Consider the following 16,702-nt stretch of genomic DNA (forward strand, 5'->3'; position numbering starts at 1 on the left):
CACCGCTATCGCCGCATGGGTATCTACACAACGTTTGAAGGCAGCCAATTTCACCTGTGGCGAGCAGGCTTGTCCTGCGTTGGGCTGCGAAGCAGCCCCTAACCCAGACGCTGAGTTCTTTCAGGAAAACTGCAGTGCCTTTACTGGGGCCGCTTCGCAGCCCAACGCAGGACAAGCCTGCTCGCCACAACAGCCCACCTGCCACAGACTTGGCTATCGCAGGCAAGCCAGCTCCCACATTTTTAGACCACAGTCAGGCGGTTGGTTTTGAAGGATTCAGGCACTCGATAGAGCGGTCCACCGTGGTCTTGGCCACCTCCAGCAAATGCCACACCGCTAGAATCTTCGCCCGCTGGGGACTGGCCAGCAGATCGCCGCAATTGAGCGCGGTCGCTGAAGCACTGTCGAGCAAGCTGGCGGTGTAGAGCAGGGCATCTTCGAAGCTCAGGTCTTCGATTTGAACACCTTTGGAGGGCAGGTAATGGTCGATGGCGCGATTGAAGGCGGCGCGGTCTTTGGTGGCGTTGCGAGGTGGGTCTGGAACAGTTTTTTTCATGGTGTAACTCCACATGGTTGGAGCTGACACCCTTCGCGACTAAACGAGGGTGGCGGCTGTACGCAGGTTAGTCGACCGGCCACATGGAAAACCGGCGCACCCGAAGGTGCCCTACGCACAGCCACCATAAAACTTCACGGAGGACCATGCGCCATATGAGACCCGAGCGACTAAACCCGATCACTGATAAGCAGTGACGGATCGCAGACTAGCCATCGATTCCAACAGGCACAAGGCGCCAGGGATTGTCTAGGAAACGTCCTGCAATTAAAAGGGACATGCCTTGCTGGCCCTTTACAAACCATGACCAAACGCCATCAACCGCAGGTTCCGATTTGATCGTTCCCACGCTCCGCGTGGGAATGCAGCCCGCGACGCTCCGCGTCGCAAGTGCGCAATGGTGGAGAGACGCAGCGCGTCCCAAGAGGCGTTCCTTTGCTGCGCGTGGGAACGATCGCCATCAACCGCAGGTTCCGATGGAACCTTTTTTGCCGTCACCACCAACACACTGTGCAGTTTCGCCTGAAACGTCGGCGTCAGCGTTTCGACGCCGTTGGATTTTGATGGACAACCTGGCTCATGACCCCAACGCTTGGACACTTTCAGCCTTTCATACAGACGCGCGCGCCGACGTTGCCTGCCCCTCGCACAGAGGCCGACACCTCCAGCCTGCCGACGCGCGCGCAAACACGGCCGGCGGATGATCAACGCTCAGCGACGCAGATCTACAAGGACAACCCCATGCTGGGCACGGGCATCATGTCGCGAGCCTATGGCTGGAACCCACAAAGGCGTGAGCGCCAAACCCGATTGATCACCCACTTGAAGCGACAGGTGGGCGACTTTACCGCCGCCAACCCAGACCCCGTGTCGCGCGCCGACGCCATGTATCGCCTGGCGCGGGTGATCCACCACATCGACAACGACCCCTGTCTGCGGCGGGTCAAAGGCAGTTATCCAGGGGATGGGCGCCTGGACGTGCAGGGTATAAAGGGGTTTGCGTCCGAGGTGGACCGCCTGACTCAGTTCGCCGAGCAAGGCTACCGCGTACTGGGGGAGGGCGGTCGTGGGCTCGTCTGGCCAAAGCCTGCCCCCCACGGCCGCGCAGCAGGTGACCGACGCGCGGTGCAGGCAATCACTGTGAATCCCTTGTTCAAGGCACTTGATAACGTGCTCGACGCGAACGAACGGCTCGCCTTCAAAGTGCTCGTAGGCGGTGACTGGAACGACCCCCGGTTACCCGCCGATGTTCGCGCAGCCAGTGCCGCGAATGCTGAACACCTCCTTGAATTCATTGATCAGCAAGGCGGCGCCCATTCCACGGCCAGTAACGGCGAAATAGACGGAAGGGTGGAGGACGTTCCTGATCTTCCTGCGTCTTATCTGACGCGTGAGCATTTCACTTACCCCGGTTCTGAAGCGCGGCGGCTGTCGGATTTTGCTTATGTCGGTTATGCCGTGTTTGAGAAGCGCTAGCGGCGTTCCAGGCAGGGTGACGCCGATAATGCCGTCAGCGTGGCGTTGGAATAAACGCCACGCTGCCACCCGAGCGCTTCTGGAACAACCGCTCGCCATTATCCGGCTGCGTGGTGATCACCGTGTGATCCGCGCCCAGGTAGGCCAGCGGCGTCGGGTCTTCCTTGGAATACTGCGCGACGATAATGGTGTGCTGCGGGTCGAAGCCCTGGCCGCTGGTTTTTTCCAGCCAGGCCATCAAGGCGGCGCTGTCGCCCTGGCGCGGGAAGTCCTGGGTCTCGCTGACGTAGTAGAACGGTTTGCCGCCATTTTGCAGGTACATCGGCACTTTGTTGTCGACTTCTACCATCACCATCTGCCATTGATTCCACGGTGCGCTTTTGGTCGCCTCGGCTTGTACATCGTCGGCGAAGCGGGTCACGCCGCCGTTGCCGGTGACCCAGGGATAGACGCCCCCGAGCACCAGCAGCAGCAAGCCTGCGGTGAAACCGAAGCCTTTTTGCCAACGCGGCCAGCTGGCGGTTTTTTGCTCCAGGCGTTCACTCAACCACCAGGCCGCCAACAACTGGGCAAAAGGCACCAGCGGCAGCACGTAGTAGCTGCGCCGGCTGCCACTGGCGGTGAAGAACACAAACAGCAGGCCCAGGCCCCACACCAGCCAGCGCACGTTCGGTGGCGTGTGGCGCCAGTTGCGCAGCGCCAGCCACAGGCCCAGCAACCAGCACGGTGCCCAGGGCAAGGTGTAGGCGGGCAGGTAGATCAGGTAGGTGTAGATCGGCCCCATGTGGTCGAACGGGTCGAAGAAACGCACGACGTTTTCCTTGAACACCAGTTCAAGGCCACTCTCGCCGTAAGTCGGCGCGCCGTAGAGGTGGGACAGCACGAAGGGAATCGCATAAAACGCCGCTGCAATCAGCATGGCCAGCAGCAGGCGCAGGTTGAGGTGGCGCTTGTAGCGGTGCTCGCTGAGCAGGTGCGGCAGCAGCACCAGGCCCGGCAGCACAAAACCGATCAAACCTTTGAACAGCGAGGTGGCCGCCAGCAGCAGGAAAAACACCGTGTAGCGCCCCAGCCGCGTGTCGTCCGGCCCGCGCCAATACCACCACACCGCCGCCAGCACGCCGCACACGGTGAGGATATCGGCCGTGGCCACGCGCGCCCAGAACAGAAAGTAGAAGGTGGTGGCGAGCATCCAACCGGCAATCAGCCCGGTGCCTTTGCGAAACAGGCGTTCGCCGATCAGGTACACCAGCCAGATGCTCAGCCACGCCGCAATCACCGACGACAAACGCAGCGACCAGGGGCCAAGCCCGCCCATCAGGTTGGCGAAGCCGGTGATCAGCCAGTAGGAGGGCAGGGGTTTGTCGTAGTAGGGCGCGCCCTTGAGGTAGGGGTCGAAGTAATCACCGCTTTGCAGCATCTGCAACGCGATGTTGGCCCAGCGGGTTTCCGGCCCCCACAAGTCGCGACTGCCCAGGCCCAGCAGCAGGAGCAGCGCCGAGACGCCCAGCAGCAGCACCAGGGCGCCGCGTTCGGTTTTGAAGACACTCATGGGCGGCTCTCAAGGCAGACGTTACGTTAGGGAAGCTGCGGATAAATAATCAAGAGCAGGGCGCCTTTGCGATAGCGCTTGCCACCCGGTGGCAGTTGCCCTTCTTCGCGGTGTTCGCTGGTGCTGCGCACGCGCATCAGCACACCGACCGAACCTTGCTGGCGCGCCTGCGCAAGCCAGGTCTGCACGCTGTCCAGGTCGACCTTGCGGTGCACCGAGTCGGCGTACTTGAGGCCATAACGCAGCTCGCCTTCGGTGTCGTAAAACGCCACTTCCGTGCGACCCAGGCGCCAGGACAAGGCCGATGCAGAGCCCAACTCGTTGCTGATCAAAGCATGGGTTTGTTGCAATTCATCCAGATGCTCAAGCACGAACTGGTCGGGCATTTCGGTATCGGTGATCATTTCCGGCATGCCCGCCGGCAGCAACGCCACCAGCAAACCGATGCCCAGTGCCGGCATTGCCCACAGGGTCAGCGGGCGCAGCGCTTGCAGCAGGTTGGCGAGGATCCAGGCCAGCAACACGATAAACGCCAGGGACAGGCTGAACATCTCCGCGTGGCTGTTGCCGTACATCGGGTTGCTGATTTGCAGGTAGATCAATGCCACCATCGCCGCCAGGCCAATCACGGCGTTTACCAGCCCGTTGATCAGGATCGCGCGGGCCTTGCCTTGCTGGATCAAGTCGATCAGCGCGTGGCCCATCAACAAGGCCAGTGGCAGCAGGCACGGCATGATGTAGGTCGGCAATTTGCCGCGGCTCATGCTGAAGAAGGCCAGGGGCAACAGCAGCCACAGCGCCAGGAACACGATGGCCGGCTGGGCTTTGTCTTTCCAGGTTTTGATCAGTGTGGCCGGCAGCAACGCCGCCCAGGGCAGGCAGGCGACCACCATGATCGGCAGGAAGAACCACCAGGCCCGCGCATGCTGGGCATTGTCGGCAGAGAAGCGACGGATATGCTCGTGCCAGAAGAAGAAACGCCAGTAGTCAGGCTCCTGCAAGTGAATGGCCAAGGCCCACGGCACACACAAGATCGCGGCGACCACAATGGCCAGCGGGCCGTAGCGCAACAGTTCGCCCAGGCGGCGCTGCCAGAGGATATAGGGCACGGCGATCAGCACGGGCAACAGCCAGGCCAGAAAGCCCTTGGTCATAAAGCCCATGCCGCAGGCCACGCCCAACACTGCCCAGGCACCCAGGCGGCTACGCGGCGTGCGGCTGTCGAGGGCAAACCACAGCGCTACCAGGCTGAGGTTGACCCAGAAGGTGAATTGCGGATCGAGGTTGGAATAACCTGCTTGCCCAGCCACCAGCCCGAAGCTCATGTAGAGCAGGGCGCAGGCGAAGCTTTTGCGTGGGTCGTTCCACAGGCGGCGGGCGATAAGGTAGGCCAGCACCACGCTCAGGCCGGTGGTCAAGGCCGAAGCCACACGCACACCGAACAGGTTTTCGCCGAACACCGCCTGCCCGAGGGCGATCAGCCAATAGCCGGCGGCGGGTTTTTCGAAATAGCGCACACCCATGAAGTGCGGTGCGACCCAATTGCCGCTCTGGAGCATTTCCTGGCTGATCTGGGCGTAGCGGGTTTCATCCGGGATCCACAAACCGTGCAGGCCCATGGGCAGTAGATAGAATACCGCGAAGGCCAGTAGCAACAGAGGTAGGGGTTTAAGCAGTCGAGTCATGAAAACGTCGCTCCTTGACGTTTAATGGCGAAGTAAGCAGATGTGTAAAAGTTTGTAGGAAGAATCACTAAGTTCACTAAGTCGATGAAAGTATTCATGACGTCCAATAGTAGCGGGCGCAGTTGAACATGCCAGAACAGGGCTGTCGTTTTGCTGAACATGAAGAAAGTTATAGGTAAAAAAGTGTCTATAGCTTTTTAAGTACGGCGGCCCAGGCGGGGCCTTTCATGATGCCAAGCGTCTCGAATTTGCCGTTGGCCAGTACGCGCACGAACAGGGCACTGCCGTACTCGGAGAACGTCGCATGGGGGTAGCCCAGGGCGCTTTCGAAGTCGGCAATACAGCCGCTGTGGGTGACAAAAACGAGGTTACGACCAGGTCGTTTGCGGCTGAGCAGTTCTTCATCGATGTCCTCGCCACAGATGGTCTTTTCCCCAGCGGTCAGCTCGGCTTTGCCGAACATGAAGTGCGAGGTCTGTACCGTGCGCAAGGCCGGGCTGGCAACGATGTCGCTGTTTTCCAGGCCCAGTAGTTTGAAGGCCTTGCCCACTTCTTCAGCGCGTTGGGTGCCGACGGTCGTCAGGCCTTCAGGTGCGCCGAAGCAGGCATTGGGCGAGCGGTCGCAGCGCTCTTCGTGACGCACCAGCACGATCAGGTCGCCATTACGCCAGGCCGGCAGCACTTGCGAGGTCAGCAGGCGATTGCCGACGCTCAGGTCGCGCGGCGAGAACGGCCACACCAGGAAACCGGCGAGCAGCAAGCCGATAACGGCAAGGCCCGCCCACCATTTTCGCAGGCGCTTGAGATAGCCCCGGCGTGAGCGCGGTTTGGTCAGGGTAAGGTCAACCACATCATTCACCATGGGCACTGTCTTCAGTGTTTTATTCAAATAGGCGCAACGCACTGACGGATGCCCGTAGTTGAAGCGGAGCGTGTCATAGCGCTGCTGTCTTTTGGCTGAACATCCGACGGTTAAAAGTTGCCGTGGGCGGTAACTAACAAGTTGCCGTCTAGCGACGCATGGCGGGCAATTTAGAGGGGCGAGGGTGGGCAAGCGGTGAAATCCATGTGAAAAATTTGCGTGGGGCCGTCAACCAGCCGTTATGCTCGTTTGCAGTCCTTTAAACGAGCGTGTTTATGTTGCAGGTGCAAGGTGTTGTTAAAAGCTACGCCACCCCGCAAGGTCCACTGCCGGTGCTGGCGGGTGTCGACCTGTACCTGGGAGAGCGTAGCAGCCTGGCGCTGATGGGCGAGTCCGGCAGCGGAAAAAGTACGTTGCTGCATCTGGTCGCCGGGCTCGACCGTGTGGACAGTGGCACTGTCCAGGTGGGCGAGCAGCGCCTGGACCAACTGAGCGAGGCGCAACTGGCGCATTGGCGGCGTACCGAAATCGGCCTGGTGTTCCAGCAGTTCAACTTGATCGGCAGTTTGCGTGTCGACGACAACCTGGCGTTCCAGGCACGTCTGGCCGGGCGCTTCGACCCGCAATGGCAGGCGCAACTGGTTGAGCGCCTGGGCCTGGGCGATTTGCTCAAGCGTTATCCCGAACAACTCTCCGGCGGCCAACAGCAGCGGGTTGCAGTGGGCCGTGCGTTGGCCTCGCGCCCCGGCTTGTTGCTGGCGGATGAACCCACCGGCAATCTCGACGAGGCCACCAGCGATGACGTGCTGCAATTGCTGCTGGACCTGCTGCGAGACAGCCCCACCAGTCTGTTGATGGTCACCCACAGCCCGCGCATCGCCGCGCGCCTGGACCGCCAGGTGGTGTTGCGGCGTGGTCGTGTGGTCGCATGAGATGAGGGTATTTTATTGGGCACTGCGCGCATTGTTGAGCCATTGGCGACGACACCCGGTGCAGTTCTTCAGCGTGCTCACCGGCTTGTGGCTGGCCACCGCGTTGTTGACCGGCGTGCAAGCCCTTAACAGCCAGGCGCGCGACAGCTATGCACGTGCCAGCCAATTGATCGGCGGTGAGCCCCAAGCCAGCCTGACTGCGCCGGACAGCGCGAGCTTCCCGCAAGCGCTGTTTGCCGAACTGCGCCGCGCCGGCTGGCCGGTGTCGCCGGTGGTGCAGGGGCGGCTGCAGCTCAAGGGGCATGAAGATCTGCGCCTGCAATTGATGGGCATCGAGCCGTTGTCCTTGCCCGCTGGCGGTGCCGTGGCGGGGCAGCGCTTGAGCCAGGCGCAGATGCTCGGGTTTTTCAACCCGCCTGGGCAAACCTGGATCGCCGCGCAAACCTTGCAGGCGTTGGGGTTGCAGGCCGGTGCGCGACCGTTGACGGCGAACGGGCAACGGTTGCCACCATTGCAGGTTCAGCCTGACATGGCTCCCGGCCTGTTGCTGACCGATATCGGCTTCGCCCAACCGTTATTGGACATGCCGGGGCGTCTGTCGCGCCTGCTGGTGGACAAGGCATTTGCCGCCACCCACCCGACGCCTCCCGCCGCGCTGCAACTCAAGCAAGGCGAGGACAACAACCTCTCGCGCCTCACCGAGAGCTTTCACCTGAACCTCGATGCCTTGGGTTTTTTATCCTTTGTAGTCGGCCTGTTTATTGTCCACGCCGCCATCGGCCTGGCCCTGGAGCAACGCCGTGGCTTGCTGCGTACCTTGCGTGCCTGTGGGGTCAGCGCGCGCCTGCTGATCGTCAGCCTGGCGGTTGAGCTGGGCGTGTTGTCGTTGCTGGGTGGCGTGTTGGGTGTGATCAGTGGTTACCTGCTGGCCAGCCTGTTGCTCCCGGATGTGGCCGCCAGCCTGCGCGGGCTGTATGGCGCCGAGGTGGCGGGCCAATTAAACCTCAGCCCGTGGTGGTGGCTGGCCGGCTTGGGCTTGAGCCTGCTCGGCGCGCTGCTGGCGGGCGCCAGCAGCCTGTGGCGCGCGTCGCGTTTGCCCTTGCTGGCGCTGGCCAATGCCCAGGCCTGGCATGAGGCACACGGGCGCTGGCTGCGACGTCAGGGTTGGGTGGCGGCTACTGCGTTGGCGATTGCAGTGCTGGCGCTGTGGTGGGGTAACAGCCTCGCCGCCGGGTTTGTGCTGATGGCAGCCTTGCTGCTGGGCGCGGCGCTCGGCCTGCCGGTGGTGCTCAATGGCCTGTTGACGGCGGTGCTTGGACATAGCCGTTCGGTGTTGGGCCAGTGGTTTCTTGCCGACTGCCGCCAACAGTTGCCGGCCTTGAGCCTGGCGCTGATGGCGTTGCTGTTGGCCCTGGCGGCGAACATTGGTGCGGGCTCCATGACTTCGGGGTTTCGCCAGACGTTCAATAACTGGCTGGAACAACGCCTTACCGCCGAGCTGTACCTCAACCCGCAAAACCCGGCCCAGGCCGAGCAGCTTTCCACCTGGTTGGCGCGGCAACCGCTGGTGCAGGCGGTGCTGCCCACCTGGCAGGTGGCGGTGCAATTGCAGGGCTGGCCGGCGGATGTGTTCGGGGTGGTCGACGATCCGACCTATCGCCAGCACTGGCCGCTGCTGCAAGCCGTCAGCGCACCGTGGGATCAACTGTTGGAGGGCGATAGCGTGATGCTCAGCGAGCAATTGGCGCGCCGCTTGAAGGTGGGCCTGGGCGACGCCATCAAGCTCCCCACGCCGCAAGGCGTGTGGTCGCCAAAAGTGGTGGGGGTTTACGCCGACTACGGCAACCCCAAGGGCCATCTGCTGGTCAATTCGCAACACCTGCTGGCGCACTGGCCGGGCCTGGCACCGGCGCGCTTCAACCTGCGCGTACTGCCCGGCAATGTGCCGGCGCTGGTGCAGGAGGTGCGGCGCGCCTTTGCCCTGGAGGACAGCCGCATCGTCGATCAGCAGCAGCTCAAAGGCTGGTCGAGCCAGGTGTTCGAACGCACCTTCGCCGCCACCGCGGCACTCAACAGCCTGACCCTGGGTGTCGCCGGTGTGGCGCTGTTTATCAGCCTGCTGACCCAGAGCCAAAGCCGCCTTGGCCAACTCGCACCGCTGTGGGCGCTGGGCGTGACGCGCCGGCAACTGATGCTGCTCAACCTCGGCCAAACCTGGCTGCTGGCGGTGTTGACGCTGGTACTGGCCTTACCCTTGGGCCTGCTGCTGGCGTGGTGCCTGGACGCGGTGATCAATGTGCAGGCATTCGGCTGGCGCCTGCCGCTGCAAGTGTTCCCGTGGCAGCTGGCGCAATTGCTGGGGCTGGCGATGCTTGCCACGCTGCTGGCCTCGGCCTGGCCGCTGTGGCAGTTGTACCGCAGCCGCCCGGCGGATTTGCTGAGGACCTTTGCCCATGAAGATTAACGCCTGGTGCTGGGCCGCCGTGTTGCTATTGACCGCCTGCGACAAAGCCCCCGCGCCGCAGGAAAGCTTCGCCGGCCTTGGCAGTGAAGCGGCGGATTTCGCCCAGGTGGTGCCTGGCAAGGTCTTCAGCTTTCCCGAAGACCACGGCCCGCACCCCGGCTTTCGCATCGAATGGTGGTACGTCACCGCCAACCTCAAGGATGCCCAAGGCCATGTGTTCGGCGTGCAATGGACGTTGTTTCGCAACGCGCTCAAGGCCGGGCCGGTACACGCGGGCTGGCGTGACTCGACGATCTGGCTGGGCCACGCCGCCGTCACCTCCGCCACCCGCCATTACGCTGCTGAGCGCTACGCCCGTGGCGGTGTTGGCCAGGCCGGCGCCCAGGCAGCGCCATTCACTGCGTGGCTCGACGATTGGAGTTTTGCCACCCGGCCCGATGCCGCCAGCGCCTTGGCCGATATGCAACTCAAGGCCACAGGCCCACAGTTTGCCTACGACTTGCACCTGACTTCCAGCCGCCCGCTGGTGCTGCAAGGTGATAACGGCTACAGCCGCAAATCCGATCAAGGCCAGGCGTCCTACTACTACAGCCAGCCGTTTTTTACCGCAGCAGGCAACGTCACCCTTGACGGCACCACCTACCAGGTCAGCGGCCCGGCCTGGCTCGACCGCGAATGGAGCAGCCAGCCCCTGGCCGCGAGCCAGACCGGCTGGGACTGGTTCTCCCTGCACCTGGACCGTGGCGAGCAGTTGATGCTGTTTCGCGTGCGGCAAAAAGACGGCGCGGGTTACCTGACCGGCACCTGGATCGACCAGCAAGGGCACACCCAGACCCTGCATAACGCCGATATTCAACTCACACCGCTGGCCACCACCGAGGTTGACGGGCGCGCTGTTCCTACGCGCTGGTCACTGAAAATTCCCGGCAAGCAACTGGATATCACGCCACAGGCCGTCAACCCGAAGGCCTGGATGAACCTGAGTATCCCGTACTGGGAAGGGCCGGTGCAGTTTGACGGTGGTGTGGGGTATCTGGAGATGACCGGGTATTAATCGCGGGTTTTTGTAGGCGATTTTTCTCTGCCGAGTAGGCAACTTCCTAAATGTGATTTCCCGCGCCCGCCCTTGTGTGCGGGCCGCCTGTGCTTGCCTATATTCCGACGCCATCTTCATTGCATCCGGGATGGAAGGCATGGCGCAGGGGTTCATCAATGACCGCACAACGGACTACGGCAGTTTGAAGTCCAGGGCGATGGGCGGGGCGCCAAATCGTCAGCGTTCTGATCACTTTGACGTGTTGAACCGGCACTTACGTACTGGCCTGGTAACACCGGGGCAACTGGTAATTATCCCTGACGACTTCAGCTTCAGCTGTCGCAGTGAAGAAGCTTGGTTGATGCGTTATGGCGAGCAGATTCGCTGGGGGCTGGAGCCATCGGCCGGTTCGGCGGTAATCAATAACTACGATTTGCTGCAGAGCTTGCTGGCGAACGGCTCGATTGGTATCGGCAGCGCCACGTCGGCGTGGGCACGGCATCTGGATGAGGTGGCGCAGACCCTGGAAGCGATTGAGCGCTTGCATCAGCGGTTGAAGGGCGGTGGGTTGGACCGGGGAGAGTTTGCTCGCCAGCGCCAAGGGCTGTTTCGGCAGTTGGATGGGCAACTGCAAGGCGCGGCGCGGTTTGGCACGGGGTTGCGGGGCAATCAATCGTTGAAGAAGGTGCTAGGGATATCGACCAAAAGCTTTCTGCATAAGGGTGAGATTGCGGGGTATGCGCAGCGGGTCGGGGACGTGGCGCAGGTGTCGAAGTGGTTGGGGAAGGGCACTTATGTGGGGTTGGCATTGGATGTGGGAGCAGCAGGATTAGAGATCAAGGAGGCGTGCGGGATGGGAAGGGAGGCGCAATGTAGAAGGGCGAGGTATGTGGAAACGGGAAGGTTGGTGGGGGCGGTGGCAGGTGCCGCTGTGGGCGGAAAATATGGTGCAGCCATCGCTCGTCGTGCATGCAACATCGTGTTGGGTATTTCTATGAAGGGGAATGGTGCGCTTGCCTGTGGCGTTATTGGAGGCGCCGCTGGAGGGTATGGCGTAGGCAATGAAGGTGGTGATTATGGAGCGCTTCTGGGTGGGAAAATCCTGGAGGTCAATGGTGATTTGATCTTCGAGCCAGAGGGCGCGTAACCATGGATTTTTTTCTGGTCTACTCAATTGTGTGGTTTGTTTGGATGTTCGTCGTTCTGGGGCTGATGCTTTTTGCCGAATATACAAAACTCGATGAGGTGGAAAGTTACTTCAGTCACAACGAGCGGGTTCGTGGCAACAAACGTTTTTGGAGACGAAAGGAGTGGATTGACAGGCAGTACCGCATGTTGCTGATTTTTGAGTTTCTGTCCGATTCAAAGCGCCACGTGAAAGCCGGTGTTGTGACCGAGGCCGAACTGGCGTCTGTGCCTTTAGCGCTCAAACGCTGGGTGTTATGGCCCTATTACCTGGGGTTTACCTGGCTGATCACAACCGTGGTCTGGTCCGTTTGGCGCAGGTGGGGTGACTTACCTATTTGAAGGAGGTTAATTTTTTCTAAAAAATACTGTTCATGCATACAGTATTGTTCTACATTCCATCCCAGGTGACCGGATGTCACCGATCACCTGAGCATCAATTTTTTAACTATGGATGGATAAAAAATGAAACCAACCAAAGCCCTTATGCTGGGCGCGGCCATGATGGCCTCCTGCTTTATCTCGGCCTCTGCCCTGGCCGACCTGAACCTTCCCAAACTCACCCCCGGCACAGTCAGCCAAAGCGAGATTGACGCGCTCAAACCTGGCGGCACGCTCACTGCGGTGCCGATTTCGGAGGCGCTGCGGCAAAAGCTGCTGGATGCACGGGACGGCAAGGCCAAGGCGGCTACCAAGGCTGCCAAATCCGCTCCGTTCAACACCGTTATCGGCACGTTGAAAAAGCCGAATCAGAGCGAGCTGAAAAGTGCAGCGGTCGCCGACTTTGTTCCGCTGTTTCCGACCCTGGATATCAACACCCTCTACACCATCAGCGAAGTGCAAACGGGCCAGGATTTCCCTTACCACTTCAACCTGCCAAAAAGCGCGCGGGTGCTGGTGCAGTTGATCAACCAGAGTGCCGGCGCCGACATGTCGCTGAGCCTGTTCCGCGACGACGGCCAAGGCAACCTGCAACTGCTGGCCACCGCTGATAACGCCGGCAATGCCGATGAATACATCGACGGCGTGCTGCCGGCTGGTGACTACTACTGGTACATGGTGGCCAAGACCGCCACCAACGCGCAGTTCAGTTTCGGCGTGGCGGCAGACACCAACATCGATGCCTTCGAGCCCAATGACACGCCGCAAGATGCTTTTGCGCTGCCGGACACCATGAACAAGGTGAGCGGCAACCTGGACAACGCCAACGACGTCGATTACTTCGACTTCAAGGCCGTGCGTGGCCAGGCCGTGAGCATGTACCTGGCAGGCGATGACAGTGGCAGCCGTAACCAATGGATCTTCGAGCGCTTTGATGGCGTCAACTGGATCGTCGTACCGGCCGGCTCTACGTCCACCTACCCGAGCGTCACGCCGGGTACGACCGTCAAGGTGCGTGTGCGGGCCAACCCGGCCGTGACGCAGGATCCAAGCAAATATTACAAGTTGAGCCTCGGCTCTGCGCCACGGCTGAACAGCTCGCAGGTAACCGGTGACAACATCGTGCGGGTGCCGGCATCGATATTCTGGATGGCGACGCAGGCGGGGCGCACATTGAACTGGACCACCAACTGGTCCGACTCCACGGGCGCGCCGCTGCTGGGCGTCACACCTGTGCTGCGTGTCGACAAGCGCTTTGAGGGCACCGAGTTCCATTGGACCGACTTCAAGGCCACCACCAACAGTGCCGGCACATCCCAGGCCAGTGCTGCGCTCGGTACCTGCTTTGGCGATAACCGTGTGCAGTACCCGGACAGCAGCACCGGCGTGCAGTACACCTGGGACACCACCTTCAACTTCGGCGGCTGGCGTATTGAGCTGGACGAGTTCCCGGGCGTGGGTGTCGGCGGTGATAACGTGCAGTATGTGACCTTTGGGCACATCTGCACCCAGGACATCATCCATTGATACCGTGATGTAAATCAGAAGGGGCAGCCTGAACAGGCTGCCCCTTTTTGTTATTCGCTGGCCAGCGCCAGCTTCAACGGCAGGCGCGCCATGCTGGTGCTCGTGAGCGAGCCCAGGTACAACCAGTCGCCGTATTCGCGTGCGGTAGTGACCGGCGAGAAATTGCCCTCAGTGCCATCCTGCAAGTTGGCGATGACCTTGCCATCGATGTCCAGCCCCAGCACAAAGGCTTTACGCTCGATGGGCTTGGGCACCACCATCAGTGCGCGCACCATCACCTTGCGCAACAGCGGGTAGCCGGCGAAACCGTCCAGCAACGGGTTGCGCGGCGAATACAGGGCAACCCAGAAGCGATCGCGGCCATTGAAACTGAGGTTGTCCGGCAGGCCCGGCAGGTTGTCGATAAACAGGTCATGGGTGCCGCTGCGCTCGCCCTTGAGCCAGTAGCGGCTGATACGGTAGGCGCCGGTTTCATTCACCAGTACGTAGTTTTCATCCGGCCCCAGGGTCACGCCATTGGCAAATTGCAGCCGGTCTAGCAACACCTCTGTGGTGCCGTTGCTGAAGTCATAGCGCAGCAACCGGCCGTCGCCACCATGCTCAATCACTGCTGTGCCGTCCTGGCCATAGCCCCAGCGGCTTGATGCGTCGCTGAAGTAGGCATAGCGCCCGCTGGCATCGACGGTCACATCGTCGGTGAGGCCAAAGGGTACGCCGTCAGCGCTGCTGCTCAATGGCTTGAGTTGGCGATTGGCATCCAGGGCAAGCAACCCCTTGACCCCATCGGCAATGATCAAGCGCCCATCCGGGTGCAACGCCAGGCCGAGCGGGCGGCCGCCGGTGTTGGCGAGCACTTCCAGGGTGTGACTGTCCGGCGAGGTGCGGATGATGCGCCCGTCTTGCAGGCCGCTGATCAGAAAACCCTGGGGGTCGAGCAGCAAGGCTTCGGGGCCGGCGATGTCCTGTGCGCCGATTTTTTCAATGCCCTTGAGCCGCTGGTTCTCGGCGTAGGCGCCGTCTTTGAGCGAGGGCGCCGTGGGCGGCGACCAGTTCACCGGTTGCACTTTGGTGGGCATCAGCAGCAGAAAAGCGATGACTGCAAGCAGCAGTACGAACAGCAAATGGCGCAGTTTTTTGGGGCGGGTACTCATGACTATTCCTGGTTGTCGTGGGCGTTCGGCTCCCAGTGCAGGGTGCCGAACAGGTAATCCATCAGGGGGAGGACGATATTGAAGTTGCGCCCCTGCATCAGCTCACGGCGATGATGCAGGGCATGTAACTGGTGCATCTGGCGAATCCATGGCAAGCGCGCCACCGGGTGCTCGGCGGGCAGGTGTTCGCAGGCGTGAAACACTTCGTAAAGTAAATACCCAAGGATCATGCACCCGGCAAACAACCCGGCGACGTTGGGGCTCAATTGTTTGAGCAGCCACCAGGCGGGCAGGGTGATCGTCAGGCTGTGCAGCACGATCAGCCAGGCCGGGAACAGAATCACACGCCAGTCTCGCGGGCTGTCGTAGGTCATGTGGCCGGGAGTAAAGAAACTGTGGTGGTCACCCGTGTGGCGCGCATAGAACAGCCGGGCCAGGCTGTGTTTGTGATGACCCAGGTGGCGGTGTACGAGGTAGATGCACAGGTTGAAGAACACCAGCGTCAGCGGCACGGTGAGCCACTGGAGCGCGGTGATGTGCGCGGTGGAGGACCAGGCCAGGGCGATGCAGACGATGCCGTAGCCCATCACGAAACTGGCGTGCAGCCAGGGGTTGTATCGGGCGCTCACGGCGGCGCGGTAGCCGGCGCGGAAGGTCTCGGTGGGATGGGCCATGGCGGCAAGCTCTGGTTTTTTTGTTGGAGCCTGAGCTTAGTTGGTACGCGAGATAGTGCGAGTTTTTGCGCAGTACGCGGTTTAAGTGTGGGAGCTGGCTTGCCTGCGATGCAGACACCTCGGTGTGTCAGGTAGAGCGAGTAGATGCTATCGCAGGCAAGCCAGCTCCCACACTTGAACCGCGGGCGACCGACGGGGGCTTGCACAGGCCTGATTTACTTGCTAGCTTCTCGCAAAATGTTATCGATAACATTTGCTCTAAAAATAAAAACAAAACAGAGAACCACGCCATGAAAATGCTCCCGAAAACCCTGTGTTTACTGGCTGTCAGCATCACCCTCGGCGCCACCAGCGCAGCGTTTGCCGACGCCGCCAAACCGATCCGCATCGGCGCTTCCTTCCAGGAAATCAACAACCCCTATTTCGTCACCATGAAAAACGCCCTGGAAGAAGCCGGCGCAACCATCGGTGCGAAGCTGATCATTACCGACGCCCGCCATGACGTGTCCAAGCAGGTCAGCGATGTCGAAGACATGCTGCAAAAGGGCATCGATATCCTGCTGATCAACCCCACCGACTCGGTTGGCGTGCAATCGGCTGTCAAATCTGCGCACGCCGCGGGTGTGGTCGTGGTCGCGGTGGACGCCCAGGCCGACGGCCCGTTGGACTCCTTTGTCGGTTCAAAAAACTTCGACGCCGGCTTCCAGGCCTGTGAATACCTGGCCAAGAACATCGGCGACAAAGGCAACATCGCGATCCTCGACGGTATCGCCGTGGTGCCGATCCTTGAGCGTGTGCGCGGCTGCAAAGAAGCGGTGGCCAAGCACCCGGACATCAAGATCGTGAGCATCCAGAATGGCAAGCAGGAACGTGACCAGGCGCTGACCGTCACCGAAAACATGCTGCAGGCCCAGCCGAGCCTCAAGGGCATCTTCAGCGTGAATGACAACGGCTCCCTCGGCGCACTGTCGGCCATCGAAGCCAGCGGCCTGGACGTAAAACTGGTCAGCGTCGACGGCGCACCGGAAGCCATCAAGGCGATCCAGAAGCCCGGCAGCAAGTTCATCGCCACCTCGGCGCAATACCCGCGCGATCAGATCCGCCTGGCTCTGGGCATCGCCCTGGCCAAGAAGTGGGGCTCGCAAGTGCCGGCCACCATTCCCGTCGACATCACCTTGATCGACCAGGCCAAGGCCAAGGACTTCAGCTGGTAAATCGCCC

At 61.1% G+C, this 16,702-nt stretch carries 14 protein-coding genes; 8 read left to right on the top strand and 6 right to left on the bottom strand.

Annotation, left to right across the window (positions count from 1 at the left end):
- Positions 1-253 precede the first annotated feature (253 nt).
- The gene (locus ACQY47_RS25460; protein ID WP_285679315.1) at positions 254-556 is read right to left on the bottom strand and encodes a DUF6124 family protein; all 303 of its coding nucleotides are present in this window, start codon (positions 554-556) and stop codon (positions 254-256) included.
- Between the two features lie 579 nt (positions 557-1,135).
- Between ACQY47_RS25460 and ACQY47_RS25465 the strand changes: the two genes are divergently transcribed.
- A complete protein-coding gene (locus ACQY47_RS25465; protein WP_428552904.1) occupies positions 1,136-2,032 on the top strand; it encodes a hypothetical protein in 897 nt (298 codons plus the stop codon).
- A 34-nt stretch (positions 2,033-2,066) separates the two neighbouring features.
- Here ACQY47_RS25465 and ACQY47_RS25470 read toward each other — a convergent pair whose 3' ends face one another.
- From ACQY47_RS25470 to ACQY47_RS25480, 3 genes are all read right to left on the bottom strand, one after another.
- The gene (locus tag ACQY47_RS25470; protein ID WP_428552907.1) at positions 2,067-3,584 is read right to left on the bottom strand and encodes an ArnT family glycosyltransferase; all 1,518 of its coding nucleotides are present in this window, start codon (positions 3,582-3,584) and stop codon (positions 2,067-2,069) included.
- Positions 3,585-3,610: 26 nt separating this feature from the next.
- A complete protein-coding gene (gene arnT / locus ACQY47_RS25475; protein WP_017139564.1) occupies positions 3,611-5,269 on the bottom strand; it encodes a lipid IV(A) 4-amino-4-deoxy-L-arabinosyltransferase in 1,659 nt (552 codons plus the stop codon).
- A 187-nt stretch (positions 5,270-5,456) separates the two neighbouring features.
- Entirely contained in the window at positions 5,457-6,131 is a 675-nt protein-coding gene (locus ACQY47_RS25480; protein WP_026013879.1) for a histidine phosphatase family protein, read from the bottom strand.
- Between the two features lie 275 nt (positions 6,132-6,406).
- On the opposite strand from ACQY47_RS25480, the gene ACQY47_RS25485 reads away from it, so the two are divergent.
- The 6 genes from ACQY47_RS25485 to ACQY47_RS25510 all read left to right on the top strand — a co-directional run bounded on the left by ACQY47_RS25485 (position 6,407) and on the right by ACQY47_RS25510 (position 13,656).
- Positions 6,407-7,063, top strand: coding sequence for an ABC transporter ATP-binding protein (locus tag ACQY47_RS25485; protein WP_017139562.1), 657 nt, complete (start codon positions 6,407-6,409; stop codon positions 7,061-7,063).
- 1 nt (position 7,064) lies between these two features.
- Complete coding sequence (locus tag ACQY47_RS25490) at positions 7,065-9,527, top strand: FtsX-like permease family protein (protein ID WP_428552912.1); 2,463 nt, start codon at positions 7,065-7,067, stop codon at positions 9,525-9,527.
- Complete coding sequence (locus tag ACQY47_RS25495) at positions 9,517-10,581, top strand: lipocalin-like domain-containing protein (RefSeq protein WP_428552915.1); 1,065 nt, start codon at positions 9,517-9,519, stop codon at positions 10,579-10,581. The genes ACQY47_RS25490 and ACQY47_RS25495 overlap by 11 nt, the downstream gene beginning before the upstream one ends.
- Before the next feature lie 139 nt (positions 10,582-10,720).
- A complete protein-coding gene (locus tag ACQY47_RS25500) occupies positions 10,721-11,710 on the top strand; it encodes a hypothetical protein (RefSeq protein ID WP_428552918.1) in 990 nt (329 codons plus the stop codon).
- Positions 11,711-11,712: 2 nt separating this feature from the next.
- Positions 11,713-12,090 carry a hypothetical protein gene (locus tag ACQY47_RS25505; RefSeq protein ID WP_017139558.1) on the top strand — a complete coding sequence of 126 codons (378 nt, stop codon included), beginning with the start codon at positions 11,713-11,715 and terminating at the stop codon, positions 12,088-12,090.
- 123 nt (positions 12,091-12,213) lie between these two features.
- Positions 12,214-13,656: a hypothetical protein gene (locus ACQY47_RS25510; RefSeq protein WP_170040452.1), complete on the top strand. Its 1,443-nt coding sequence runs from the start codon at positions 12,214-12,216 to the stop codon at positions 13,654-13,656.
- A gap of 50 nt (positions 13,657-13,706) precedes the next feature.
- On the opposite strand, the gene ACQY47_RS25515 is transcribed toward ACQY47_RS25510, so the two are convergent.
- Complete coding sequence (locus ACQY47_RS25515; RefSeq protein ID WP_428552922.1) at positions 13,707-14,807, bottom strand: SMP-30/gluconolactonase/LRE family protein; 1,101 nt, start codon at positions 14,805-14,807, stop codon at positions 13,707-13,709.
- Between the two features lie 2 nt (positions 14,808-14,809).
- Positions 14,810-15,481 (bottom strand): sterol desaturase family protein, encoded by a 672-nt coding sequence (locus tag ACQY47_RS25520; RefSeq protein ID WP_428552925.1) that lies wholly within the window; start codon positions 15,479-15,481, stop codon positions 14,810-14,812.
- Between the two features lie 290 nt (positions 15,482-15,771).
- On the opposite strand from ACQY47_RS25520, the gene ACQY47_RS25525 reads away from it, so the two are divergent.
- Positions 15,772-16,695, top strand: coding sequence for a substrate-binding domain-containing protein (locus ACQY47_RS25525; protein WP_428552928.1), 924 nt, complete (start codon positions 15,772-15,774; stop codon positions 16,693-16,695).
- The last annotated feature ends 7 nt before the right edge of the window (positions 16,696-16,702 follow it).

This window comes from Pseudomonas edaphica, from assembly GCF_965277385.1.
In the GTDB taxonomy this organism is placed as follows: Bacteria; Pseudomonadota; Gammaproteobacteria; order Pseudomonadales; family Pseudomonadaceae; genus Aquipseudomonas; species Aquipseudomonas edaphica.